Source organism: Acidicapsa dinghuensis (assembly GCF_025685685.1).
In the GTDB taxonomy this organism is placed as follows: Bacteria; Acidobacteriota; Terriglobia; order Terriglobales; family Acidobacteriaceae; genus Acidicapsa; species Acidicapsa dinghuensis.
The window spans coordinates 257,982-281,350 of the sequence record NZ_JAGSYH010000005.1 but is presented as its reverse complement, the minus strand read 5'-3'; the positions used below and the strand labels follow the sequence as shown (position 1 = coordinate 281,350).

Annotated in this window: 20 protein-coding genes; 7 read left to right on the top strand and 13 right to left on the bottom strand. The window is 55.7% G+C overall.

Features of this window, described 5'->3' with window-relative positions:
• Positions 1-19 precede the first annotated feature (19 nt).
• Positions 20-757 (top strand): SIR2 family NAD-dependent protein deacylase, encoded by a 738-nt coding sequence (locus OHL22_RS16095; RefSeq protein ID WP_263339508.1) that lies wholly within the window; start codon positions 20-22, stop codon positions 755-757.
• Positions 758-770: 13 nt separating this feature from the next.
• Here OHL22_RS16095 and OHL22_RS16090 read toward each other — a convergent pair whose 3' ends face one another.
• Together OHL22_RS16090 and OHL22_RS16085 are read right to left on the bottom strand one after the other, a co-directional pair.
• Positions 771-3,074, bottom strand: a complete 2,304-nt coding sequence (locus OHL22_RS16090) for a TonB-dependent receptor (protein WP_263339505.1) — start codon at positions 3,072-3,074, stop codon at positions 771-773.
• Positions 3,075-3,251: 177 nt separating this feature from the next.
• Entirely contained in the window at positions 3,252-3,641 is a 390-nt protein-coding gene (locus tag OHL22_RS16085) for a hypothetical protein (protein ID WP_263339500.1), read from the bottom strand.
• A 118-nt stretch (positions 3,642-3,759) separates the two neighbouring features.
• Between OHL22_RS16085 and OHL22_RS16080 the strand changes: the two genes are divergently transcribed.
• Positions 3,760-5,088 carry a homoserine dehydrogenase gene (locus OHL22_RS16080; protein WP_263339497.1) on the top strand — a complete coding sequence of 443 codons (1,329 nt, stop codon included), beginning with the start codon at positions 3,760-3,762 and terminating at the stop codon, positions 5,086-5,088.
• Positions 5,089-5,116: 28 nt separating this feature from the next.
• Here the strand turns inward: OHL22_RS16080 and OHL22_RS16075 are convergent, their stop codons facing one another.
• From OHL22_RS16075 to cyaY, 4 genes are all read right to left on the bottom strand, one after another.
• On the bottom strand, positions 5,117-6,154 hold the full coding sequence (locus tag OHL22_RS16075; protein ID WP_263339494.1) for a LacI family DNA-binding transcriptional regulator: 1,038 nt from the start codon (positions 6,152-6,154) through the stop codon (positions 5,117-5,119).
• Positions 6,155-6,482: 328 nt separating this feature from the next.
• The gene (locus OHL22_RS16070) at positions 6,483-6,680 is read right to left on the bottom strand and encodes a hypothetical protein (RefSeq protein WP_263339492.1); all 198 of its coding nucleotides are present in this window, start codon (positions 6,678-6,680) and stop codon (positions 6,483-6,485) included.
• Positions 6,681-6,990: 310 nt separating this feature from the next.
• On the bottom strand, positions 6,991-7,770 hold the full coding sequence (locus tag OHL22_RS16065; RefSeq protein ID WP_263339490.1) for a glycosyltransferase family 2 protein: 780 nt from the start codon (positions 7,768-7,770) through the stop codon (positions 6,991-6,993).
• A 60-nt stretch (positions 7,771-7,830) separates the two neighbouring features.
• A complete protein-coding gene (cyaY, locus tag OHL22_RS16060; protein WP_317890904.1) occupies positions 7,831-8,178 on the bottom strand; it encodes an iron donor protein CyaY in 348 nt (115 codons plus the stop codon).
• A gap of 166 nt (positions 8,179-8,344) precedes the next feature.
• On the opposite strand from cyaY, the gene OHL22_RS16055 reads away from it, so the two are divergent.
• Positions 8,345-9,331, top strand: coding sequence for a hypothetical protein (locus OHL22_RS16055; protein ID WP_263339488.1), 987 nt, complete (start codon positions 8,345-8,347; stop codon positions 9,329-9,331).
• A 74-nt stretch (positions 9,332-9,405) separates the two neighbouring features.
• Here OHL22_RS16055 and OHL22_RS16050 read toward each other — a convergent pair whose 3' ends face one another.
• The 7 genes from OHL22_RS16050 to OHL22_RS16020 all read right to left on the bottom strand — a co-directional run bounded on the left by OHL22_RS16050 (position 9,406) and on the right by OHL22_RS16020 (position 13,642).
• Positions 9,406-9,870: a single-stranded DNA-binding protein gene (locus OHL22_RS16050; RefSeq protein ID WP_263339485.1), complete on the bottom strand. Its 465-nt coding sequence runs from the start codon at positions 9,868-9,870 to the stop codon at positions 9,406-9,408.
• A gap of 104 nt (positions 9,871-9,974) precedes the next feature.
• Positions 9,975-10,262, bottom strand: a complete 288-nt coding sequence (locus tag OHL22_RS16045; RefSeq protein ID WP_263339482.1) for a hypothetical protein — start codon at positions 10,260-10,262, stop codon at positions 9,975-9,977.
• Positions 10,263-10,311: 49 nt separating this feature from the next.
• Positions 10,312-10,863: a DUF420 domain-containing protein gene (locus tag OHL22_RS16040; RefSeq protein ID WP_263339480.1), complete on the bottom strand. Its 552-nt coding sequence runs from the start codon at positions 10,861-10,863 to the stop codon at positions 10,312-10,314.
• A gap of 25 nt (positions 10,864-10,888) precedes the next feature.
• Positions 10,889-11,902, bottom strand: coding sequence for a heme o synthase (gene cyoE / locus OHL22_RS16035; RefSeq protein WP_263339477.1), 1,014 nt, complete (start codon positions 11,900-11,902; stop codon positions 10,889-10,891).
• Positions 11,903-12,040: 138 nt separating this feature from the next.
• The gene (locus tag OHL22_RS16030) at positions 12,041-12,631 is read right to left on the bottom strand and encodes a shikimate kinase (protein WP_263339474.1); all 591 of its coding nucleotides are present in this window, start codon (positions 12,629-12,631) and stop codon (positions 12,041-12,043) included.
• Between the two features lies 1 nt (position 12,632).
• Positions 12,633-12,920: a hypothetical protein gene (locus OHL22_RS16025; protein ID WP_263339471.1), complete on the bottom strand. Its 288-nt coding sequence runs from the start codon at positions 12,918-12,920 to the stop codon at positions 12,633-12,635.
• Positions 12,920-13,642 (bottom strand): RNA polymerase sigma factor, encoded by a 723-nt coding sequence (locus OHL22_RS16020; RefSeq protein WP_263339465.1) that lies wholly within the window; start codon positions 13,640-13,642, stop codon positions 12,920-12,922. Before OHL22_RS16020 ends, OHL22_RS16025 begins: the two co-directional genes overlap by 1 nt.
• A gap of 355 nt (positions 13,643-13,997) precedes the next feature.
• On the opposite strand from OHL22_RS16020, the gene OHL22_RS16015 reads away from it, so the two are divergent.
• From OHL22_RS16015 to OHL22_RS16000, 4 genes are all read left to right on the top strand, one after another.
• Entirely contained in the window at positions 13,998-17,321 is a 3,324-nt protein-coding gene (locus tag OHL22_RS16015) for a POTRA domain-containing protein (protein WP_263339462.1), read from the top strand.
• Positions 17,322-17,335: 14 nt separating this feature from the next.
• Positions 17,336-18,115: a peptidylprolyl isomerase gene (locus OHL22_RS16010; RefSeq protein ID WP_263339458.1), complete on the top strand. Its 780-nt coding sequence runs from the start codon at positions 17,336-17,338 to the stop codon at positions 18,113-18,115.
• Positions 18,112-22,395 carry a translocation/assembly module TamB domain-containing protein gene (locus OHL22_RS16005; protein ID WP_263339455.1) on the top strand — a complete coding sequence of 1,428 codons (4,284 nt, stop codon included), beginning with the start codon at positions 18,112-18,114 and terminating at the stop codon, positions 22,393-22,395. The genes OHL22_RS16010 and OHL22_RS16005 overlap by 4 nt, the downstream gene beginning before the upstream one ends.
• A gap of 179 nt (positions 22,396-22,574) precedes the next feature.
• Positions 22,575-23,369 carry a BON domain-containing protein gene (locus OHL22_RS16000; RefSeq protein ID WP_263339452.1) on the top strand — a complete coding sequence of 265 codons (795 nt, stop codon included), beginning with the start codon at positions 22,575-22,577 and terminating at the stop codon, positions 23,367-23,369.

The following is a 23,369-nucleotide window of genomic DNA, read 5'->3' as shown; positions in this document are numbered from 1 at the left end:
CGTTGCAAGAGGAAGCTGTATGCAGTCCATCGAAATTGCCGCTAATGACCGCGTCTTCGTGCTTACCGGCGCCGGCATCAGCGCCGAGAGCGGTCTTGCAACCTTCCGAGATTCCGACGGCCTCTGGTCCGGCTATCGCATCGAAGACGTATGCACGCCCGAGGCATGGGACAACAATCCCGAACTGGTCTGGCAGTTCTACTCCGCGCGCCGCGAGAACGCAGAGAAAGCGCAGCCTAATCCTGCGCACAGGGTTTTGGCTGAGCTCGAAGACAAGCTCGATGCAAAGTCCGGCCAGGTCGGCGATCGATTCTTTCTGTGCACGCAAAACGTCGATGAGCTGCATGAGCGCGCCGGCACGCGCAATCTTGTCCACATGCACGGTGAGCTGTTTATGTCGCGCTGTAGCGAGGGCTGCGGCAAACCGCCGATCGCAGATCACGCACGCTACGACTCCAAAGCCGAAATCTCCCGCTGCTCATGCCGAGCCATGATGCGGCCGCATATCGTATGGTTCGGAGAGATGCCCTTTGAGATGGATCGCATCAGCCGCGAGATCAACCGCGCCACGGTGATGCTCGTCATCGGTACATCAGGTTCTGTTTATCCGGCTGCGGCTTTTGTGCGCTGGGCGCGTCAGGCAGGCGCGCGCACCATTTACATCGGGCCGGAAGAGCCGCTCAACGCAAAGGAATTCACGCGCATTGTGTTGGGTAAGGCCGGAGAAGTTCTCTCCGGCCTCTTTGTTATTGATTAATGTCAGTAACGCATCAGAAGTGGAACCGGTACGTGATCTGCCCTTGAATCATGCGCGGATCGTTGTAGTGGAATCCACCAATTGTTACCGAATTATCCAGCAGCACTCGGTGATCCGTAACATTCAGCACATTGACGGCCACCTTCAACTGCTCACCAAAGGTATGTCCGGCTGATACGTCGAACGTCGTGTGCGCAGGAAGATAATTCCCGTTGTATGGCCCTTCATCTGCACCGGCCAGACCATTCACAAATCCTGACCCATAGTACACATTGCTCGCAAACCACGTATGCCAGGGCAGGGAAGTAGTAAAGCCGGTGTTGAGCGTGTCTCTTTGGTCGTGATCGACGGGACTATATTCGGAGCCAAGATCGCACGCAGGGGCATTCGGTAAGCTGCAGACAAAGCCGCCTATGATGTTGCCGCGCTGCTCTGCAATCTGGTTTGAATACGTCAAGTGGAACTGCCCGATGTGTCCGAGCCGCGGAGACCGTATGGCAAGTTCCCAACCTCGCACCAATGCCCCGTCTACCGAGATCGGGAAGTACATGTTGGATTCGCCGAGATTCGAGTGATCGAGGAAGTTATTGATGCGTGTCTTGAATGTATCCACATCCAGCGACCATCCGCGATAGGGAATCATGATCCCAAACTGATGTTCTTCATCCCGTTCCGAGCGCAACGGCGTGAATGTATTCTCACCTCCGCCCAGATCGGAAGCATAGTTGAGCACCGAGCTTGAAATTGTGAGCAGCGGAGCTGGCTGAAAGAAGTGTCCGTAGAATCCGCGTAGCACCCACCGCAGTCTTGGAATAATTACAGTTGCTCCAATCCGCGGATAAATAGCAGTCTCGCTATATCCACCATCGAAAACAGAGAGTCGCTCACCACCCAGCAACGTGATGTAGTGACCCAGTCTCAGATGATCTGCAACGTAACATTCGAAAAGTGCCGCGCTGGCGCCTCCAGGAGCGTTCGGTTCCGATGGAGCAGAGCCATCGTTGACCTGCACGCCAAACAGATCATTCTCGCGCTGATAAAAGGAATAAAAGCCGGTAGAAAAATCATTCCAACCTACCTGAGCATGCAAATCTCCCTGCCCACCGACGTAGTTGGATGTCTGATGCCATGTTGTTGCGACCGGTTGATCGTTTGGGTTTGAGTCGTAATTCGAAACGTTGTAGTGATAAAAAGGCGCACACTCAAAGAGTGATTTAGGTGAGAAGGTATGAACCCAATTGGCGATTACAAATCCATCGTGCTCCGCTTGCACATCGCGTAGGCCGACCGAAGAGTAATAGCCCGAAGTAGTCTCATAATCATCTGGGTTTGGATCGTAGGGAACCTGGAAGTAGTCTCGCCGGAACTGCCCATCCAGGCGAAGTTGGTCTTTGTCGGTCTGATTGTGCGTGATGTTGGCGAAACCGCTCTGTGAGTTGGTCGCATCGTGATATACGCCTGCCACGGGCGGAGCTAACCCATAGTGGGAACGTGATCCAGTTACACTCGCGTACCACGCGGTGCGTTCGGAGTGGTCACCCAGTGAGAGTTGTGCTTCGCCGGTGTAGAAATTACCCCCCATCACCGTCAACTCTCCATCACGGTTGAACTCAAAGCCGCTGCGCGGCAATACATTGAAAACGCCATAGGTGCGGTCGCCGATATCCGAACCATAGCTTCCGCGTTCTATTTCCAATTGGTCGATATCTTTTGGATCGATCTGGGGTCCGACATTCGAGGCAATCTTTGTGTTCGGTATCGAGATGCCATCGATCAGCCAGCTCGTCTGGTGCCCTCCGCGCATGTGCAGCATGTCATGCGTCATGTAAGCGCCGGGAACATAGTCGGTGATCATCTCCGTGCCAAGCGTGCGATTGGCGCCGGGAGTTTCCTCAATATCGCTCCGAGTCACCAGCGTGGTTGGCGTCACCGTATCTGGAGCTTGCTCTGATGCTGAAACCGTTACCGTGGTTTTGACACCTGCTGGTTGCAGCACCACGTGAATCACCGGATTCGTGCCTGAAAGCACAGTAACCGTCTCATCTGTTTCGGCGAAGCCTTTCGCTTCCACATGTACGCGGTAAACACCAAGCGGCACCGATGCAATTTGAAAAACGCCATCGCTGCTTGATACGGCTTTGAATTCAAGACTGGAACCCGCCGCTTTCAGAGATACCTGAGCATCCTGGATCGGAAAATGTTGAGGGTCATGCACGACTCCGCGCACGGTAGAGAGAATAGTGGCATGACAGGGAAGAGAAACGGCTGCTGCCAGTGCCGCCATTGCGATACGGGCTATTGCACTTCTGAAAAGCATCAGAGAACTCCGAAACATTGCAATCTGTTCGCGGTTCTGCGGTAAGAGGAATCTATGCCTCCTCACCCGCATGAAGGCAGGCCCTCGATCTCAGAGCAAATCGCGAAGAAGCATCACAACGTTCCGCCGTATGAAGTCTTCAAGCGCAGTAAGAGAGAAGAGCAAACCTGTTGGTTTTCAGATTGCCTGTGGAGGGCCTCTTTTCGGCCACATCCGGAGTTCATTTGTCCATGCAGCATCGCGGATCGTCTGCAATGCACGGCGGCGGCTCAGGCGCAGCAGCGCCACTGCACTATTACCTGGCAGCGCAGCCAAGGTTGGCGCTGTACATGGCATGCTATGCGGCATGCATGGGCAACTGCTTGGACCCATCACCACCAGGCCAGGATCGTCTTCCATCGCATCCATCATGCAATGGTGCTGTCCGTGGCGGCGGCAGCAGGCGGGTATACGCGACTCGTCTACCTTGCCGGTCCATCCCGATCGCAGCGCGTTGGCAGGCATCGCTTCCAAAATGGGAGCGCACCCGGCCAGCAACACCAGCAATAAGGAAAAAATCCGCCTCATTGGCCTCATCCTACAACAGGTGGCCTTGGAGCGATTCGCCTCGGTATCATCTACTCAGCAAAAGATTCGTATCTGGCCGGGTCGCTTCCTCGTCCCCGGGCCCTCCCCAAGTCGTTCTATGAAACAGATCAAAGGGAATTTTGTGCCGCAAGCTCTTAACAATACCTCATCTCTGCCTGCTGTTTCCGCCTCTCGTCCGTTACGCGTCGCCCTCTTCGGATTCGGCACCGTAGGCAGTTCCGTTGCTCGCATTCTTCTGGAGTCACACCCCGCGGGTCTCGAACTGAGCCATATCTTCAATCGCAATGTGGCAAGGAAGCGCGTCGATTGGGTTCCAGATTCAGTCGTTTGGACAGAAAACGCGGAAGATGTACTGCAAGCTAGTTCCTCCAATGGAGGTCCGGACGTCATCGTCGAGCTCGCCGGAGGTCTCGATCCCGCAGGAAATTGGGTGCGAACCGCACTGGCAAATGGCAAAAGCGTCGTCACAGCGAACAAGAAGCTCATCGCCTATCACGGCCTCGAACTCGAAGCCCAGGCAGCGGCGCAAGGCCTGCACCTGCTGTACGGAGCAGCCGTTGCCGGCGGTATCCCCGTAATTCCTGGCCTTGAGCATGGCCTTGCCGGGGATCGCGTCGATCGTGTCGAAGGCATTCTCAACGGCACGTGTAATTTCATCCTGAGCAAGATGCAGGAGGGTGGCGATTACGCCGAAACCCTCGCCGAGGCGCAGCAGTTGGGTTACGCAGAGGCTGACCCAACGGAAGATGTGGCCGGCTACGATGCGCGCGCTAAACTCTCGATTCTCACGCGCCTCGCTCTTCGCGCTCAGATTCATCCGGAAGAGATTCCAACCCGGTCCATTACCGACGTCAGCGCTATCGATTTCAGCTATGCGCGAGACCTGAACTGCACCGTTCGTCAGATCGCTCGCGCCGGGCGCATCGATGGCGAACTCGCTGCAGTCGTCGGACCCATGCTGGTGCCTCTGAGTTCTCCACTCGCCTGGTCGCGCGGAACGGAAAATATGGTTGTCACAACCGGCCACTATGGCGGCGATGTTGTTTTCTCGGGCCACGGAGCAGGTGGGCATCCTACGGCGGTAGCCGTCGTGAGCGACCTCGTAGGTCTCGCTCAGGGTTCATGCCGCATCGCTCTGCCGTCCACTCCAGCCAAGGTCAGCACAGAGCTGGAAGTGCCTCACTACATCCGCTTTACTGTAAGCGACCGGCCCGGCATCGTAGCCGCGATCGCCGGAGCATTAGCTCGCGAAAATATCAATCTCAACGCAATCCTGCAACGGCCCGGTTTTCCGCTTGATCGCCTACCCTTTGTCATTACCGTTGAGCCTTGCCGAACTTCGGCTCTGCAGCGAGCACTGAAGGAGATTGCGCGGCTTCCAGCATTGCTGGAGCCACCACTCGACATGCAGATTCTGGAGAAGTAGTCTCTTTTCACGAGACGCAGTGTCAGAGTCAGGAACGAGCCGGACCGGTCGATTCGCGAATCACCAACTCCGGCTCTATCACCACTTCCGCGGTGAGTTCCGCATTATCAGGGTTCGCAATTCGCTCCAGCAGGATTCGCGCGCCGCGCATCCCCATCTCATTTAGCGGCTGCCGTACAGTCGTCAGGCTCGGAGTGCAAAAAGCCGCTGACTGGATGTCATCGAAACCGACCACCGAAACATCGCCCGGAACATTCAGGCCAGCCTCTGTCAACGCGCGAACAGCGCCGATTGCCGCAATGTCGTTAAAGCAGAAGACAGCGGTGAACGCGCGTGTTCGCTTAAGGAGCTGCATCATCGGCAGATAGCCAATCTCGGGTGACATCGGATGGTGGCCTGTCTTCTCGCTCCATCCTACTTCGTCTGTTCCGTTTCCCGCGCCGATACGTGTCACCAGTTCAGGATCAAGCTCCAGTCCTAGCCCTTTGGCCGCCTGCTCGATACCTTCCCAACGAAATTCGGAATCGGGAATCGCATGCGGGCCGCGCATAAAGGCAATCCGTCGGTGCCCCAATTCGTGCAAGTGCGACAGCGCCATCTCTGCTGCTTTCAGATGATCGAGAACGATATGGGTGACGCCTTCTTCTGATCCATGCGCCGAAATGGCCACCACCGGAACCGGCACATCGATCTCGGCAGGTGTATTTAACAACAGAAATCCGTCAACCGCACGCTCCACCAGCATGCGCGGATACTCCTTCATCAATTCCGGATTCCAATCATGGCATGCTGTGAAATAGAAGTATTTGGCTTGGGTGAGCTCCTGTACAACACCGCTCATAACACGGGTAAAGTACCCCTCACTCAGGTCGGGAGCGAGCACACCCACGCTCATGCTCTTGCTTTGGCGCAGTGATCGCGCAAAATAGTTGGGCCTGTAATTCAACCGCTCAGCGGCTTCCAGCACACGCTGACGCGTCTCCGCAGGTATTGACTTAGCCGACGGCGAATTGTTGAGTACCAGCGAGACCGTCGTCTGCGAGAGTTGTAGATGCTCGGCTAGCATCTTTAGGTTTACATGGCCTGGCTTTGGTTCAGACTTCCCCTTTGGCATCCATCGATTTGTACCAGAATGAAGGTGCTCAGTAAAAGGATTTTCCTCAATAAAAACCTCTGCTGCACATAAGCTGGCTGGAATTGGCAGCTTATGTGCAGCAGAGACTGTCATCTGTTGATAGGTAAAGGACCGGACATGCCTTTGGCATTTCTGATGTCATATCAGAATGCGAACTACAGTATCAGCAGCCGCACATGATTTGCTCAAAGAATCCGGTCCGTTGATCTAAGTTTCGTGGATCAGAAGAGATGCGGTGGTCCACGCTCCGCTGATCTATCTACTGCTGCTGGCCGCCGCGTCCGGGGTCCATGCCGGATTGAGATGAGCCTGTCCGCGTGCCCGATCCAGGCTGCTGATGCTGCCCCGGTTGCCCCTGCCCAGTTTGAGATTGCTGATGCTGCCCGCCGCTTTGCTGGGACGAACCTTGCTGTTGAGGAGCATTTTTTTCTTCCCGTTCATTGGGCTTATTTGTCATAGCAGATTCTCCTGTAAGTATCGGCTGCGGCATATCTGGCATTGCACCGCATCGATACTAGCTCTGAAGCGCAGAGAGTCATCCAGGTTGCCCATCGGAGATTGTCGTTAGTTAGTGTTTTGACTTTTCCATCCATCAATATCGATGAGTCAAAATCGCAGCATAATACGCTGGGCAGCGGCATCCTTGGCAAGCCCATGTTTTACTGGCGATCAGCATATATCTCTATGCAATGGGTGTACTTGTTCTTGTAAGAGCCCGTTCTGTTTCATCCTGTCAAAAGATAAATATCCACAGCATCTTGGCATCATTATCTCTTAGCCTTGGTGGCCTGCCATGCTTTCGCATACTTCCAGCTTGTATAAGCTGAGTGATACATGTGAAATAGCAATCCTTCGCGCCCGTCCATGAATCCGCCGCGGAATACATAGTTATAAAAAAACGTTAGCACCGGGTTGATCGTAGTCATCGCTACAAACTGGATCAGTCCACTGCAGCTCCGACCTTTGCGCAGAACTAGTGGAACGCTGGCAGTGCTATAGCGGTTCATATGCTCCACATAGAGCGCTACAGTCGGATATTGATAATGCAGTAGATCGCCCCGCAACTTGCCTTTGGGCCCAGCCCACTTTGGCGTCGCATGCGGCTCCGTGTCTTCCGGCAACCGCGCGGTGCCTTTACGAAACAACCGCAGCTTGTAATCGGGATACTGGCCTCCGAAACGCATCCAGCGGCCAAAGACCTGATTGCGGCGTGGTACCCAGTAGGCATCGAATTTCGGTTCGCCACCCAACTCGCCCCGAATCAATGCCTGGATCTCGGCCTGTAGTTCGGGAGTCATCTCCTCATCGGCATCGAGAGAAAAGATCCACGGACAGGTGCACTTGTCGATCGACGAGTTCACCTGCGGCCCGTAGCCCTTCCACGGCTCTGAGTACACCTTCACGCCAAAGGACTCGGCAATGGCGATGGTGTCGTCCGTCGATCCGGAATCTACCAGCACGATCTCGTCGGCCCAGGCAACGCTAGGCAACACCCGGCGCAAGTTCGCTACTTCATTACACGCCAGCATGGCTATCGAAATTTTCATAAGAGCTTGCCAGGTTGCGACATCGCCCGCATAAGGCAGTTTCGCAAATTGTCATCAGAATCAGCCGGCATATTCTCCGATTAACCGCATCACCAGATCATCGAGTTTTTCGCCTGTCTTGGGCAGCACAAATCCATCGGATGTGTAGTCAAGCTTGAAGCTGGTACTGAGCGCAGAGATCCAGATCTGCTGCACTGGAGCATTTGGCGTAATCACAAACTTGCTTCCCGGCTCTTCAAACAGCACATACAGCGCGCCGCTCTGTTCCTCTACTTCAAAATCACCGCCGTCCTCGGCGGCAAAGAGCTTCTGCTTGAGCGCTTCCATGGCGCCATCTGCGGCTTTGCGAAACTGCACCTCATCGATCATGCGCCAAGTGTACCAAGTTCGGTGGTTGCTCGACCTCATCGTACCGTTTCGGGCTTTTTCGGGAATCTTAAGGTTTTCTCCGAGATTTCACATCCATCTTGTGAAAGTTTCACCGTACACGATGCAAACTCAACTCAAAGCAGCAAGCGGTACAACGCAATAACCACTACCACCTCAACCAACACCATTTCGTCAGGAGACAAGCGTGAAAATGCGAAGCCTCATCGGATTTTGTTGCGTCACGGCGGTATGGATTGGCGGGACACTCGCATCGCCCGGTGAAGCGCCCTCACCGGCCTCAGGCAAACATCTCGCACCCAGTTCCGCATTGCGGCAAAAGCAGGCGGAGCCTGCAGCCCTCCCGGCGATAGATCCCGCGCATCTCGTTCGCGAAGTCGTCTATAACGAGCTTCACGATCATGACAGCCACGGTTACTGGCGCTATTGGATAGAGAAGCATTCGAGCCGTGAGACTCAATTACAGGAAGAAGTGGAAACTCCCGAAGGGCCAGTCTCCCATCTGGAGCTGACCAACGGTAAACCTCCGTCCGCTGATGAACAGCAGGAAGAGAACAGCCGCCTTGAGCACCTATTGACCTCTCCCGGCGCACAGGCTCAGCACCGCAAAGAATACGCGGAAGATGAAAATCGTATCGGACGTATTCTAGCCCTGTTGCCGGATGCGTTCCTCTACGAACGCATAAGCGACGAAACAAATCGTAGCGAGATGCGCGATTGCCCCTGCTATCACTTTCACTTCCAACCCAATCCGAACTATCCAACGCACTCCATCGAGTCGCGCATCTTTCACGCCATGGCCGGCGATCTCTGGATCGGCGCGGACAATAAACGCCTGGTTCGCCTCGACGGCGTGCTCCAGGACAACGTCGATTTCGGGTACGGAATCCTCGGTCGTCTTTACAAGGGCGGATGGTTCCGTCTTGAGCGCACGCGGGTGACGGCGAACGGCGGCGCCGGTGACTGGAAGACCCGCAAGCTCGAAGTTCACATGAATGGCCGGGCCATGCTCTTTAAGACCATCGCACGTGAAACCAGCGAAGTCCGTGGCGGATTCACTCCCGTCCCACCGGGCCTGAGCTTGCAGCAGGCTGCTGCACTGGCGCGGGAACCTGTTGAGGAAACGGCTTCTCAGCCTGCAACCATACAGCCGACAGCTTTCGTTATACGATAGCGCCAACGGCAACTAGCCCATCCATGCAGAAAGGATGGGCTAGTTGTCATTAGGTTATGAAACGATCTCGAGACCTAAAACGGGATATCGTCATCCGTAATGCCGGTATTGGCATAATCATCCGGACCAGAGGAGCGTTGGTCATAGCCCGATCCGCTGCGCTGCTGCGAATAGCCGCCACTGGTGGCTCCGCCTTCTTCGCCGCGTCCTGAGAGCAGGGAAATATCGCCGACCACGATCTCCGTGCGATACACCTTTTTGCCGCTTTCCTTGTCGTCCCAGCTTCGCGTGGTCAGGCGGCCCTCGGCATAGAGCTTGCTGCCTTTCTTTACATAATCTCGAATGATCTCAGCCAACTTACCGTAGGCGGTCATATTGTGCCATTCGGTGCGATCCTGCCAATTGCCTTGCTGGTCTTTGAATCGCTCACTGGTAGCGATGCTGAAATTGGCCACAGGCTGCCCGCTCGGAAGCACACGAATCTCCGGATCTTTGCCTACGTTGCCCAGAAGGATGACTTTATTGACGCTCTTTGCCATCGAATTACTCCACCTGTCATGTCACGAATGTAAGGAAAAAGAATAGCAGAGACGGCATGCACTCAAGCTGCATGAGCATTCCGTAATACAAGGAAAAGCTGGCATTAGCGCCGCAGATTGCGGCGTCGCAACCACTTGGCAACTCCCAGCATGCTCAACATCAAGCCAAAAGGAACGCACATCATGCCGATTACAAGAGCGAGCCACCCCGCGTTGTTACGGGCTCCATCTGCTCCAACACCGCCCAGCACTGTAAACAGCAACACAACTGCCAGAAGGCCAAAACCCAGGATCGACAGTCCGCCGCGCAGCAACTGGCTCGTTCCGTCATCGGCAAGATTGGGTACTAATTTCAGCGGTCGGGGTTTACCGGACATGTGGGCTACAGACATTCTACGTTCGTAAGCTCTCTATTCTTCTCAATCGTGGGATTCCCGCAATCTACGCCTTTGCCGTGGCCAGCATCACATACGTGATCACGCCGGTGACAGAAACGTAAAGCCAAATCGGAAAAGTCCAACGTGCAATCTTCTTGTGCAGCGGGAAGCGGCCAGTGAGTGAGAAGAAAAAGGTAATGAGGATCAACGGAAGACACACAGTCGCCAGAACGATATGCGTTCCCAATAGCCAGAGATAAAGAGTGCGGAAGGCCGCTCCAACTGGGTAGCGGACATCTCCATGAAGCGCATGATGCGTGATGTAGCTCACCAGGAAGAGCGAACTGAATACAAAGGCGGTGATCATCGATGCGCGGTGAGCCGCAATGCGCCTCATGCGGATAAAAGTGAAGCCAACCAGCAGAGCGCATGCGCAGAGTCCGTTGAGAAAAGCATTGAGCGCAGGCAAAAATGTAAGTCTGACGCTGGCAGCATCCGATGCTGGATGCACATAGATCAGCCAGAAGAGAAACAGCGTCGCCACCAGGCTGATCAGAAGAATGCCTGCGATGTAGGGCCGTGTACCGGAAGATTGAGGAAGAGTCTTGGTCGTCATCGCAAATCTTTGAACTTATGCAGGATCATGGGTGCCGCACGGTAGCTGCCAGCATCAGGCCGGTGAGCAGCAGCGGCAGATAGATCACGCTCACCTTCAGCAGATCGCGTGCAAACATGCGGCTTTCCGTTTCGCTCCGCGCGCGAAGAATACGGGCAAAGCGAATCGTATATCCGAGATATACGAGCCCTAAAACCGTGGCGTAAATTGCATACGGAATTCCCGCCATATGCAGATACCAGGGCGCCAGGCTTACAGGAATCATCAGTACCGCATAGAACAGAGCCTCGATCACGGTGGAGAGGCCGTCAGGCTGCACCACGGGCAGCATCTTGATTCCAGCCCGCCCGTAATCGTGCCGGTAGAGCCACGCGATAGCCATAAAATGCGGAAACTGCCAAACGAACAGGATCGCGAAAAGCGCAATCCCCGGCCACTCGATTTGCCCGCGCGAAGCAGTCCAGCCCAGTAACGGCCCGGCAGCCCCCGGAAAAGCTCCAAGAAATGTAGCCAGCGTCGTAACGCGCTTAAGCGGTGTATAGATCGCAACGTAGCTGAAAACCGTCAGCAGCGTAAGCCCCGCCGTCAGAGGATTCGTCGTGTTGAGCAGCCAGACGCCACTTAGTACAACCGCTATCAGTCCAAGAATTGCCCCTTGGGCCAGCGAAAACCGTCCTGAAGCGATCGGGCGGTTCGCTGTCCGGATCATCTTGGCGTCGCTTTTGCGTTCCAGGGCCTCATTCAGCGCACTTGACCCCGCCGACGCCAGCCCTACGCCGATCAGTGTATTCAGCAGCCCGCGCTGAATGCTCGAAATACCCGAGTCCAGCGATCCCAGGTAAAACCCGGCCCAGGTAGTGATCAGCACCATCGCCGTTACTTTGAACTTGAAAAGCTCCCGGAGATCGCCGATAAAGGTCGCCGTTGCGCCTGGAGCGGGATGAAACGCCAGGGACGCATGCGCAGTCTCCGCCGGCTCATGGGCATGAGCAGAAACTCCAACAGGCGCTTTAGCTGTCGCGGAAGGCAGTGTGGACATGCGTCGGGGCCAAACCTCGACCGAAGCTCACCCGTCTTTTGGGCGCAGGCGACGGCTTTCTTGATGATAACAAGCCTGCATATAGGATTTTCCGAACCATGAGACGGTTTCCTAAGAATCCTTTCGGATCGAGTATTTCTATCTGGAAGGATTCTGTCCCGACAGCCGCTCCACGATAATTTCCACCACTCCAGCAGGTGTATGGCTGTCGACCGGCACGTTCAGATGCGCCAGTCGGTAGAGCGGAAGGCGTTTGTGGTACCGGGCTTCCAGATTCGCCGTATCGCGCAGCACCGGCCGCACCGATTCCGTTCCCCGGCAGCGCCGCAGAACCGTCTCTATCGAAGCCTCCAGATGCACCAGCTTCGCTGCGTTCCGCTCCAGCAGCAACCGTCGTGTGCGGTCGTCCTCAATAGCGCCGCCACCGAGAGCCAATATGACCGCTTCCGGCTCCAGCAGCCGCTGAATCGTCTCGTGCTCCAGTTCGCGAAACCAGGGTTCGCCGTGTTCTTCGAACAAATGTGCTATGGTTGCCCCGGTTTCTCGCTCAATCTCCACATCAGCGTCTATAAACCGATATCCAAGACGCTTAGCCAGTAAGGAGCCGACGGTTGTCTTGCCTGCTCCCATAAATCCCGTGAGAACAATGCGTACCGGAAGCCTCCGCTCCGCTTGGATCTCGACATCTTCGGCGGTTTTCGGCGAGAGGCTACTTTCTTCCGTCAGCAAGTTATGCCTCTCCCCGTTCAATCGCCATTTGAATCTGAGACCAAAGGTCGTCGCGGGGTTCCTGTTCCACCGGCATGACTTGTTTTGCAAACTCGACGATGAATTCCAGTTCCGTCAGCAGGGCCGTGCATCGTTCACAAGTTGCAAGGTGCGGATCGGCCTGCAGGTCTTCGCCTGCACCGATCCGGTCAGCCATGCTCGCCTGGAATGCCGCACACGCGGCTTCGTCCAGAGCTTGGGGAAGATGGTTCCTGTCTACAGACAGATCGCGATTCAAATTGGAGTCCATTACCTGGCCACCTCCTCGTCGGCAGGCGCGCGCAGCGCCTCCCGCAGCTTCATTCTGGCTTTGTGCAGTTGTGATTTTGAATTGCCAATGGAGCAGTCGAGCAGAGTCGCGATCTCGTTGTGTTCATAACCCTCAATATCATGCAGCACGAAAATCAGCCTGTAACCTGCCGGAAGGCTTTCGATCGCTTTTTCCAGAGTCATGCGGTCAATCGATCCAGACAGGTGCATATCGGGCGCGCCAAAGCTTCGCGCCGGTCCACGCTCGGGACTGGGGTCGAGTGCCTCATCAAGAGAGATTAGATTCAAGCCTTTACGGCGAAGATGCATCAGTACAACGTTGACTGTCAGTCGGTGCAACCAGGTAGAAAACGCCGAATCCCCCCGGAAGGTCGCAATTTTGCGGTGAAGCTGCAGAAATGATTCCTGGGTTAGATCCTCGGCTTCGGCCACGTTACCCAGCATGCGAAGACAAAGGGAGTACACCCGGCGTTTATGCAGGGCATAAAGTTGGGCAAACGCATTGTGATCACCGGCCTGCGCTCGTTCCAGGATTTGCGCATCGTTCTCCGGCTGCTGAGATGCCGCAGTGTCACTGGCGCCAGATTTTGCCTGCGACGGAGGGCCACTGGCGGCGCCAGCCACCCTGCTTTGCGGATTTACGCGGTCTTTATTTTCCACCGCGTCGCCGTTCGCGTAACTCGGGGAATTGACTGAGCCCATCGGTAAAATCCTTCGAAAAAAATTAGCGTGTCGGCGTGTATGGCCTCAACCGGAACCGGTCAAGATACATGCTTTCACTTACAGCCTAGCCTCGCCGCGAAATATGGCGGGCTCAGGCGTTGAGCCGTGAGCAAAGGACCGGGCGCAATCCGTTCCCGCTAATTAGTATAAGGATCAGCGGAAAATCGCAACCGGCCACATGGCAAGTGGTACATAAGCTAGTATGCAGGGGAATCGGACTGCGAATAGTCCCGAAAGAAACACTCCAGGCGTCGGACTGCGAATGGTTGTTCCGTGGAAGTACCATCAATTCCGCGGTTCGATTCAGCATTCCTGCCATCGAACGGACTACGCTTTGATTTCTATTGCAGCTCGATATCGCCGCTTGATCTGCCCTGACCAGCGGCGCACTCTCCTTGAACGCGAGGAAAAACGAGCGCAACTCCCCGCAAAGCTACCGCAATCTGGAAAGCTCCTGAAATGGCTGTCTTTGGCCTCGGTGACTTTTCTGTGGTGCGGTTATCCATCTCGCTTGGTGGCTCAGCCGCAGACAGCTCAACAAATTGCGCAAACCGATGCCGCAGAAGTACGCAGAAAAGCTGCAGACACCGAGCAAACCTCCACACAGTTGAACGCTTCTTCGCCTCGCGTTGCGGAGCCTCCTGACAGGCTCGACGCCTTGCAAGGAAAGACTGTCCTGCGCATCGAATTCGAAGGTGTGCGCCGTGCTCGCCTTGAGCCCCTACCCATTGAGTTAGCTCAACAGTCTGGCAAGCCTCTCAATCCGACCGCCGTGCGAGACAGTCTGCGCCGCCTCTACGCGACAGGCGTCTACGACACCATTGCCGTCGAAAGCCGCAGGGAAGCCGGAGGCGTGATCCTCATTTTCAGCGGCCAGCCAAGGACATTCATCGGACTCGTCTCCGTCATTGGAGCAAAGGGAGCCAACATCAACTCTTTGCTTGCACGCGCCAGCGGTCTGACCCCCGGTAATCGCTTCACGGACGCAGGCTTGGTACAGGCAGAAGAGGAGATGAAGAAAACTCTTGCCGCTAACGGCTGGTACCAGGCCACAATCACGCACACTTTAACCCCGCATCCAGCAGAGCAACTGGTCGATATCGCCTTTACCGTCAATTCCCGCGCACAGGCCCGCACCGGCGATGTGTCCGTTCAGGGAGACAGCGGACTGACCCTGGATGAATTTCGCCGTCAGGCGAGGTTACGCGCAGGCCATACCGTCGATCGGGATACATCAAGCCGCGCATTGGGCGGAATGCAAAAGTATTACCGCAAAAACCAACGGCTTGAGGCTGACGTCAAGCTGGAATCGCAAAACTACGTTTCAGCTAAGAACGATGTCGACTTCAACTTCTCCGCCAATCGCGGTCCTATTGTCCATGTCATTGTCGACGGCGTAAGCCTCAGCGATGAAAAAGTCCGAAAGCTCGTTCCCATCTATGAAGAAGGCAGCGTCGATGAAGATCTTCTCAATGAAGGCAACCAGCATCTCCAGAACTATTACCAGCGCCTCGGCTATTTCGATGCGCGCGTTCGCCACGAAGAAAAAAATCCTTCGCCGGATCTCGTCGAGATCCTCTTTACCGTCCATCTCGGAGCACGCCATCGTGTCATTAAAGTTTCCGTCGATGGAAATAAGTACTTTGATCGAGGCACTCTTGAGGAGCGCCTGAGTGTTCGCGCTCACGACGCATTCAGCCGCCAGGGTGTCTACAACCAGGCGCTGATTGCACAGGATATAAGCGCTATACAGGCCGTTTATCAGAACAACGGCTTTACGCAGGTCAAGGTCACGCAGGAGATTCAGGACGAAGACAACAACGGTCAAAGCCCAAAACGAACCAAACAGGTTGGATTTTCAGTCGTCTATCACATCGATGAAGGACCCCAGGAGCGCGTTCACTCCGTCACACTCGTCGGCACGCAGCGTATTGCGCAGGACCTGTTGATTCCCCTGCTGAACACCGCGGCAGGCCAACCGCTTTCGCCGCAAAACCTCGCCGGCGACCGCGAGGCGCTCCTCACTTACTACCTGAGCCGTGGCTTCGAGCAGGCGGACGTAGAAGTAAGTCAGGCGGTTCCGCATGCTTCAACAGACACGCCGCACCCCGATGAAACGCATACCGCTCCAGGTGCCGTCGATGTGACCTTTCGTATCCACGAGGGCGAACAGGTCTTCCTTAGGCGGGTCATAACAACAGGTCTGCACTATACGCATCCCAAAACGATCGCTCGCGCCATCACTCTCAAAGAAGGCGAGCCGCTCGATGAAACCGCCCTCGTCGATACGCAGCGCAATCTGTACGATCTGGCCCTGTTCAATGAGGTCAATCCAGTTATTGAAAATCCCAACGGGGAAGAGCCGCGCAAGACGGTGCTGTTGCAGACCACGGAAGCCCGCCGTTGGGATATCGCTTATGGCGTGGGCTTGGAAGCGCAAACCGGTACGGTCAATGGATCGAATAACAGCAATCCCAATGGAACCGTCGGCATCAGCCCACGTGTTCTGCTTCAGGTAAGCCGCATCAATCTTTTCGGCCGTGATCAGACCGCGTCGATCCGCGGCAACTACGGCCTGCTCGAACAACGTGTTGACCTGGTCTATCAATATCCGCATCTGTTCGGCAATCGCAACTTCAGCTTCAGTTTCAATGGTGGCTACAACAACAGCCAGGATGTCATCACCTACAGCGCCTCCAAGCTCGAAGGCAGTCTGCGCCTCACTGAGCACTTCAACGGCCCCGAGCAGCTCTTCAGTAAAGCCAACACCTTCATCTACCAGTTCATCTATCGCCGTGTGAAGGTTGATCAGAATAGTATTCAGGTGCCACTCGATGAAATTCCGCTGCTGTCGGAAGCAGTACGCGTTGGCGGTCCCAGCTTCACATGGATACGTGACACACGCGATGCTCCACTCGATGCGCATCGCGGCACCTACACCAGCTTTCAGGAGTTCATCTCCTCGGCCATCTTCGACTCCGAAGCCAATTTCAATCAGGTCGATGTGTCGAACTCCAGCTACTACACCTTTGATCACGACCGTCTTGTGCTCGCACGAAATACGCGCTATGGACAGGAGCGAGCGTATGGTCAGTCCGTAGACGAACTGATTCCATTGCCCGAGCGTCTCTATGCCGGTGGTGGCAATTCCCATCGCGGATTCGGCGTGAATTCAGCCGGTCCTCGCGATCCGCAATCCGGCTTCCCCATCGGCGGCGCTGGGGTTTTCGTCAATTCCACCGAACTGCGCATGCCTCCACCAACGTTGCCGCTCTTCGGCAATACGCTCAGCTTCGTTCTCTTCCACGACATGGGCAACGCCTTCCGCGATTCAGGCGACATCTGGCCGAGCATCGCCCGTTTCCGCCAGCCAGATCGCGCCGGTTGCCGTAACCTCACGCCTGGTCCGCCGAGCGGCAAAGTCACGTCGACAGGTACGGAAGGTAGCTGCAGTTTCAACTATTTCTCCCACGCGGTCGGTTTGGGCGCGCGCTATCATACGCCCGTCGGTCCGGTGCGACTCGACTTCAGCTGGAACCTCAACCCACCCATTTATCCCGTCACCTACGACACCGTCACCGACACCAATCTCACCAATCCATACGTAGGCGAAGGTTCTCACTTCAACTTCTTCTTCAGTCTGGGGCAGAGCTTCTGATGCACATAGACCAAATGAGATCGAGCATAGCGAGCCACATCCTCACATGTGGGCGGCGCGTCTTATTTGTCTATGCTGCATATGCAGCCATCTTCGCCTGCGCTCCACACGCTTCGGCTCAGCCTGACGCACCGCATGATGACAAGTCAGCACAGTTCCTCGATAGTGTTGTCGCCGTTGTGAATAACCAGGCGATTCTGTCGAGCGATCTCGATCTTGAAATGCGCATTGTCCACCTGCTTCCCTCCGGCACGCAAAAGGACTATACCCCGCAGGCAGCGATCGAGAGGCTCACCACTCGCGTTTTGATCGAGCAGCAGATTCTTCAGGAAGATCCACACGGTCTCGAAATTCCGGCAAAAGAGCTGGATGACGCATTGACAGAGCTACGTCAGGGGCTGCCCGCATGCAAGATACGCGATTGCAACAGCGCCCAGGGATGGGCCGCGTATTTAGCAACGCTCGGCTTGACTCCCCAGCAGGTCCAAGACTACTGGCAGCATCGAATGGCCGTCCTCCGCTTCATCGAGCTTCGCTTCCGTAGCGGCATTCGCATCTCTCAGGACGATATTCAGAAGTACTATAACCAGACGCTGCTGCCGCAATACGCGCATCCGCAAGATGCTCCCCCGCTTGATCGTGTCACCCCACGCATTCAGGAAATCCTCCTGCAGCAGCAGGTCAATGATCTGCTGACCCAGTGGCTCAAGAGTCTACAGGATCAAGGTCAGGTAGAGATACTCGATCCAGCCCTTCGCTCTCAAGCTTCAACCAAAGAAGGAGGCCGTTCATGAGCGGTCTGGATCGCAACAACGACGGCCTTCCGGAGAGCACGAACCCTTCTTTTGAGCCCGTCAACACCGGCGAATCAAGTCCCACTTCATCTGAGCCTCCTCCGCCTGATCTTCATCGCGGTGTGCCGCGCTGGGCGCGCATCTGCGGCTATATCCTTCTCGTTCTATTTGTGCTACTTGTCGGCGCGTGTATTGCGGGCTATCAATGGGCAAGCTCCGATGGCTTTGAAAACACAGTCCGTAAACACCTCATTGTTGAGTTGCAGAGCCTTACAGGAGGCCGCGTCGAAATCGCCACCCTGCATTGGGATCTCCTGCATCTGCACGCGGAAGCCACCAACATCACCATCCACGGCCTCGAAGCTTCCAATGAAGCGCCATACGCGCACATCGATCGTCTGCAAGTCAGCATTGCCATACTCGGCCTTTTTCAATGGGGGCCTTCGCCTCGCGTTATTCTCCGCGACGCGCAGATCGATCGTCCGAAATTCCATTTCATCGTCTACGCCGATGGCACTACCAATCAGCCTCATCCAAAAAGAAAGCGCAAGCAGTCCACCTCAGCGATAGACAATCTCTTCAACGCAGAGATCGGTCAACTTCAAATCAATAACGGTCTCGCGCAGATTGCTGACTTTGAAGTACCACTCAACTTCGCCGCTCGCAATACATCTCTCCAGCTCAATTGGGTACCCGATACAGGCGCTACTATGGCGCCTACCAACAATGCAAAGTCAGAAGCCGTGCCGCCGGGCAGCTATCGCATCAACCTCAGCGTTGCCGATCTCGCCTTCGCGCAGGCCAAAGAGAACCCGCCCCCAAGCCGTCTTGATGCGTCGCTCGTTCTCTTCCATGACAGCGTCCGGCTAGATTCGCTGCGTCTTACGGCTCTTGATCGGGTCCTCAATCTTCGGGGCATCCTCACCAACTTTGCCCGTCCCAGTTGGCAGGCGCAGGCGCAGGGGCAGATTGACCTGCGCATTCTCGCGCCCTACACCACTTTTGCTTATGCGCGCACCGGCGCTGTCACTCTGCATGCCACTGGCTCAGGACGAGGCTCGCAGTTCACTGCATCAGGCGATCTCGCATCCGACGCAATCCATTATCAGGACACCGTCGTCGATGCGCAGACTGCCGCTTTCTCTGCCAGATTTCACGCCGACCAGAAGCAGCTCAACGTCACTGACATCCAGACCCATCTGCAACGGGGTGGAGAAGTCGATGGTGAACTGCTCCTCGATAATTGGCTCGACTCAACACCCGCTCCGGCTGTGCAGGCATCTTTGCGGCGTGAACACAAAACCTGGCCGGTACCAACAGGTCTTGTCAGGGCGAATTTGAAAGGCATCACACTCGACACGATCCTCGTGATGCTGGCTTCTCCCGAGTACCAGAAACTTGGCCTGAATACGGTAGTGTCCGGTCCCGCGACCGCGCGATGGACAAGCCGTGCCGACGACCTGGAAATCGGCGGCCAGTTGGCTCTCACGCCCTCCAGTACCCCGATAGCAAATGAAGTTCCGGTGCAGGGTTCAGTCGACGGTACCTACCGCTATGCAACCGGTTCTGTAGAAATCAAATCCCTCGATGCGCATCTGCGTCAAAGCGCAGTTCAGGCGCAGGGCTCGCTCGGCGTATATCCCATCACCCGTGCATCGCAGCTTCATGTCGACTTCAATTCTGCGAACCTATCTGAGTTCGACGCTATCCTGCGCACACTGGGGTTGCATCACGGCGCGCGCCAAGGCGCTGAAGCTCTCCCCGTTCAATTGCATGGGCAGGCGCAATTTCACGGCACATTCTCCAGTGCATGGCTTACTCCGCATATCGATGGTCGGCTTACAGCAAATAACATGGGCATCGAGATACCTTCCACCTCTAACAATGCGGAGCCTTACTTTTTTCCTCTCGATTCGCTCGATGCGGAAGGCTCCTACGCGCCCGCCAGCATTGTCATCCGGCACGGTACGCTTCATCGCGGGGCAGCCAGCATCACACTCCAGGGCCATCTCGACTCCGAAGATCCCGATTACCAGATTGGCTTCAGCGAGCCTGAGTTCGATGCGCATGCGATCCTTAGCCTTAAGGCACAACTTCAACAGGCTCCAATAGAAGATCTGCTGCCGCTGGTCAACATTCATGCACCGGTCAAAGGCATCATTAGTTCCCGCGTCGATGTAGATGGGCAGCTCAACAATCTCATTGGCGCCGGCAGCGTCGATCTTGACCAAGCAAGCCTCTACGGTGAGTCCGTCCAGCATGTGCACGCAGTTGGTGCAATCAATGGCCAGACACTCAAGCTCACTTCCGTAACCGCCCAACAATCGTCTGGCAGCACCGGAGGCAAACTCACCGCGACCGCCACCTACAACTGGGATCGCCACAGCTTTCAACTGGATGCGCATGGATCAGGAATCGATCTGGCCGCGATTCATGCGCTTCGCGACAATGGCCTCTCTGTCGGCGGCAAGCTCGCGTTCAACGTCGATGGGGCCGGCACGCAGTCCGATCCTCGTATTCAGGCTCATGCCACGTTCGGCAGCCTCGTCATCGCCGGCGAGCAGGTAGCAGACCTGCAACTCACCGCCAGCACCCGCAATCGCACAGTCTCTTATGATCTAAGCTCTCATCAGCCGACAGGCGACTTCAGCGCGCAAGGCGAAACCGGCTTCGATCCGGATCTGAAAACACAAGCCACCGTGCGCTTCACCCATTTCGACATAGGAGCCATGCTCAAGCTGCTCCATGTAACCGGTATCAGCGGAGAGTCCGATCTCGAAGGCGTCGCGACCATCTCAGGCCCGCTCCGCCGCCCCGAAAGTATTCGCGGTGAAGCGAAACTCGATCAGCTCGCGTTTTCCCTGGAAGGGGTTCATCTAGCCAGCAAAGGCTCGGTGCATGCCACATTGATCGAAGGCATAGCGCGTCTCGACCCAGTTGAAATTACAGGAGAAGACACCGATCTGCGACTTCACGGATCGCTGGCCTTTACCGGCAAACGTCAACTCGATCTGGGAGCCGACGGTGCTGTTAACATGCGTCTGGCCGAGACGCTCGATCCCGACTTGACCGCTCGCGGCGCTACGACATTTCAGATGGAGGCGCATGGCCCGGTTTCGAATCCAACGCTGCAAGGCAAGGTCGAATTCAAAAATGCAAGTCTCGCGTTGCACGATTTCCCCAACGGTCTGAGCCAGATCAACGGCACGCTCGACTTCATTCAGAATCGCCTGCAGGTTCGCTCACTGACCGCCATGTCCGGTGGTGGTCAGTTAAGCGTCGGCGGTTACATCGGCTTCCAGCGTGGCCTGTACGCCGATCTCACCGTTACTGGAAAGTCCATCCGCATCCGCTATCCGCAGGGCATCAGCTCTATCGCCGATGCAACGCTCAAGCTCCAGGGGCCGCAAAACAACCTGCTGCTTAGCGGCAATGTTCTCGTCACGCGTTTCGCAGTGAATAGCGACTTCGATCTTTCTGTATATGCCTCGCAGCCAGTGAGCGTGCAGCCTATCGTTTCGCCCGACGCGCCATCCAACCATCTGCGTCTCGATGTACATGTAATCTCTGCCCCGCAGCTCAACTTCCAGAATGCCTACGCCAAGCTTGCCGGAGATGTCGATCTTCGCCTGCGTGGCACCCTCGCAGCCCCATCCCTGCTTGGCCGCATTTCGCTCACCGAGGGAACGGCAACCGTCAGTGGCACCCGCTACGAACTGCAGCGCGGCGAAATCAACTTCAACAATCCCGTCCGCATTCAGCCTGAAATCGATATCGATGCGACAGCCCGCGTTGAGGATTACGACATCACTCTCGGGCTGCATGGAACCGCCAGCAAGCCCCGCTTCACCTATCGCTCCGAACCTCCTCTGGCCGAGGCCGATATCCTCACTCTTCTCGCGCTCGGTCGTACCCAGAATGAACAGACTGCCTATGTGCAACAGCAGCAGCAGGCCGGCGACAATCCAATGACCGACGCCCTGCTCGGCGGTGCGCTTAACGCCACCGTTTCCAACCGTGTCCAGCGGTTATTCGGCACGGGCGCAGTCAAAATAGACCCCAATTTCATCGGCTCTCTGGGCAACTCCACCGCCCGTGTCACTGTCGTCGAGCAGATCGGCAACAACCTGACGTTCACCTACGCCAGCAACGTCAATACCACTACGCAGCAGCTCATCCAGGCTGAGATAGCCATCAACCGCCATGTCTCCCTGTTGCTCACTCAGGATGAATCGGGCATCTTTTCCGCGGTGATCGAAGCCCGCCGCAGCTATCGGTAAGCGGTAGCCTCCTGTTGCGCTCTGTTCCATCCGAACGAAACACGCCATGAAAATTGGTGTTTATATCTGTGGACAATGAACCTCGCACTCGCAACACGCATCCTAGCAATAGGATGCGTGCACAACAGCCGCACTCAAAGACTCAAAGTCTAATGATCCAGAAGTCAGGAGGTTTCAGCATGATTCCCACTCGTTTCTCCAGTAAAGCTACGCTCGCCGGAATCGTTGTCGGGGCCCTCCTCAGCCTTCCGCTTGCCTCTTTTGCCCTCTCAGGCAATAGAGCCGCTTCCACGATGGAAGACGAGAGCCCGGCTGCGGCAGTGACCGCGAAGCTCAATAAGAAGCAGTTCCAAAATGTAAAAGTTACAGTCGATAACGGTGTCGCAACCCTCTCTGGCACCGTTGATCTGTATGAATACAAAGAGCAGGCCGACAAAATCGCTCACAAAGTAAAAGGTGTTTCCGCCGTCCGCAACGAGATACAGGTGGCTGGCGCCTCAGTTTCCGATCAGGAACTGCAGCAAAAACTCGTCGAAAAGCTGCAATATGATCGCGTTGGATACGGCAATGCTTTTAACGCCATTTCTGTTCAAGTGCATGACGGTGCAGTGACGCTAGGTGGTCATGCCCACACTCCTGTTGATAGGGATTCAGCTTTGGCTCTCGTCTCCACCTATCCAGGTGTTAAAGATGTCAATGACGAGGTCCAGGTCGATCCTGTTTCCATCATGGATGAGCGGACCCGGGTCGCTGTTGCTCACGCCATCTACAGCTTCCCATCCCTGAATAAGTACGCCATCAATCCGGCGGCTCCCATCCGTGTCTCTGTGCAGAATGGCAACGTCGAATTGTATGGAGTCGTAGATACGCAGGCTGACAAGGACACCGCTTATCTGCGCGCGAACGCAGTTCCCGGCGTGTTCAGCGTAAAGAACTACCTGCAAGTCGCCAATCAGACGCCGGAGAAAAAATAG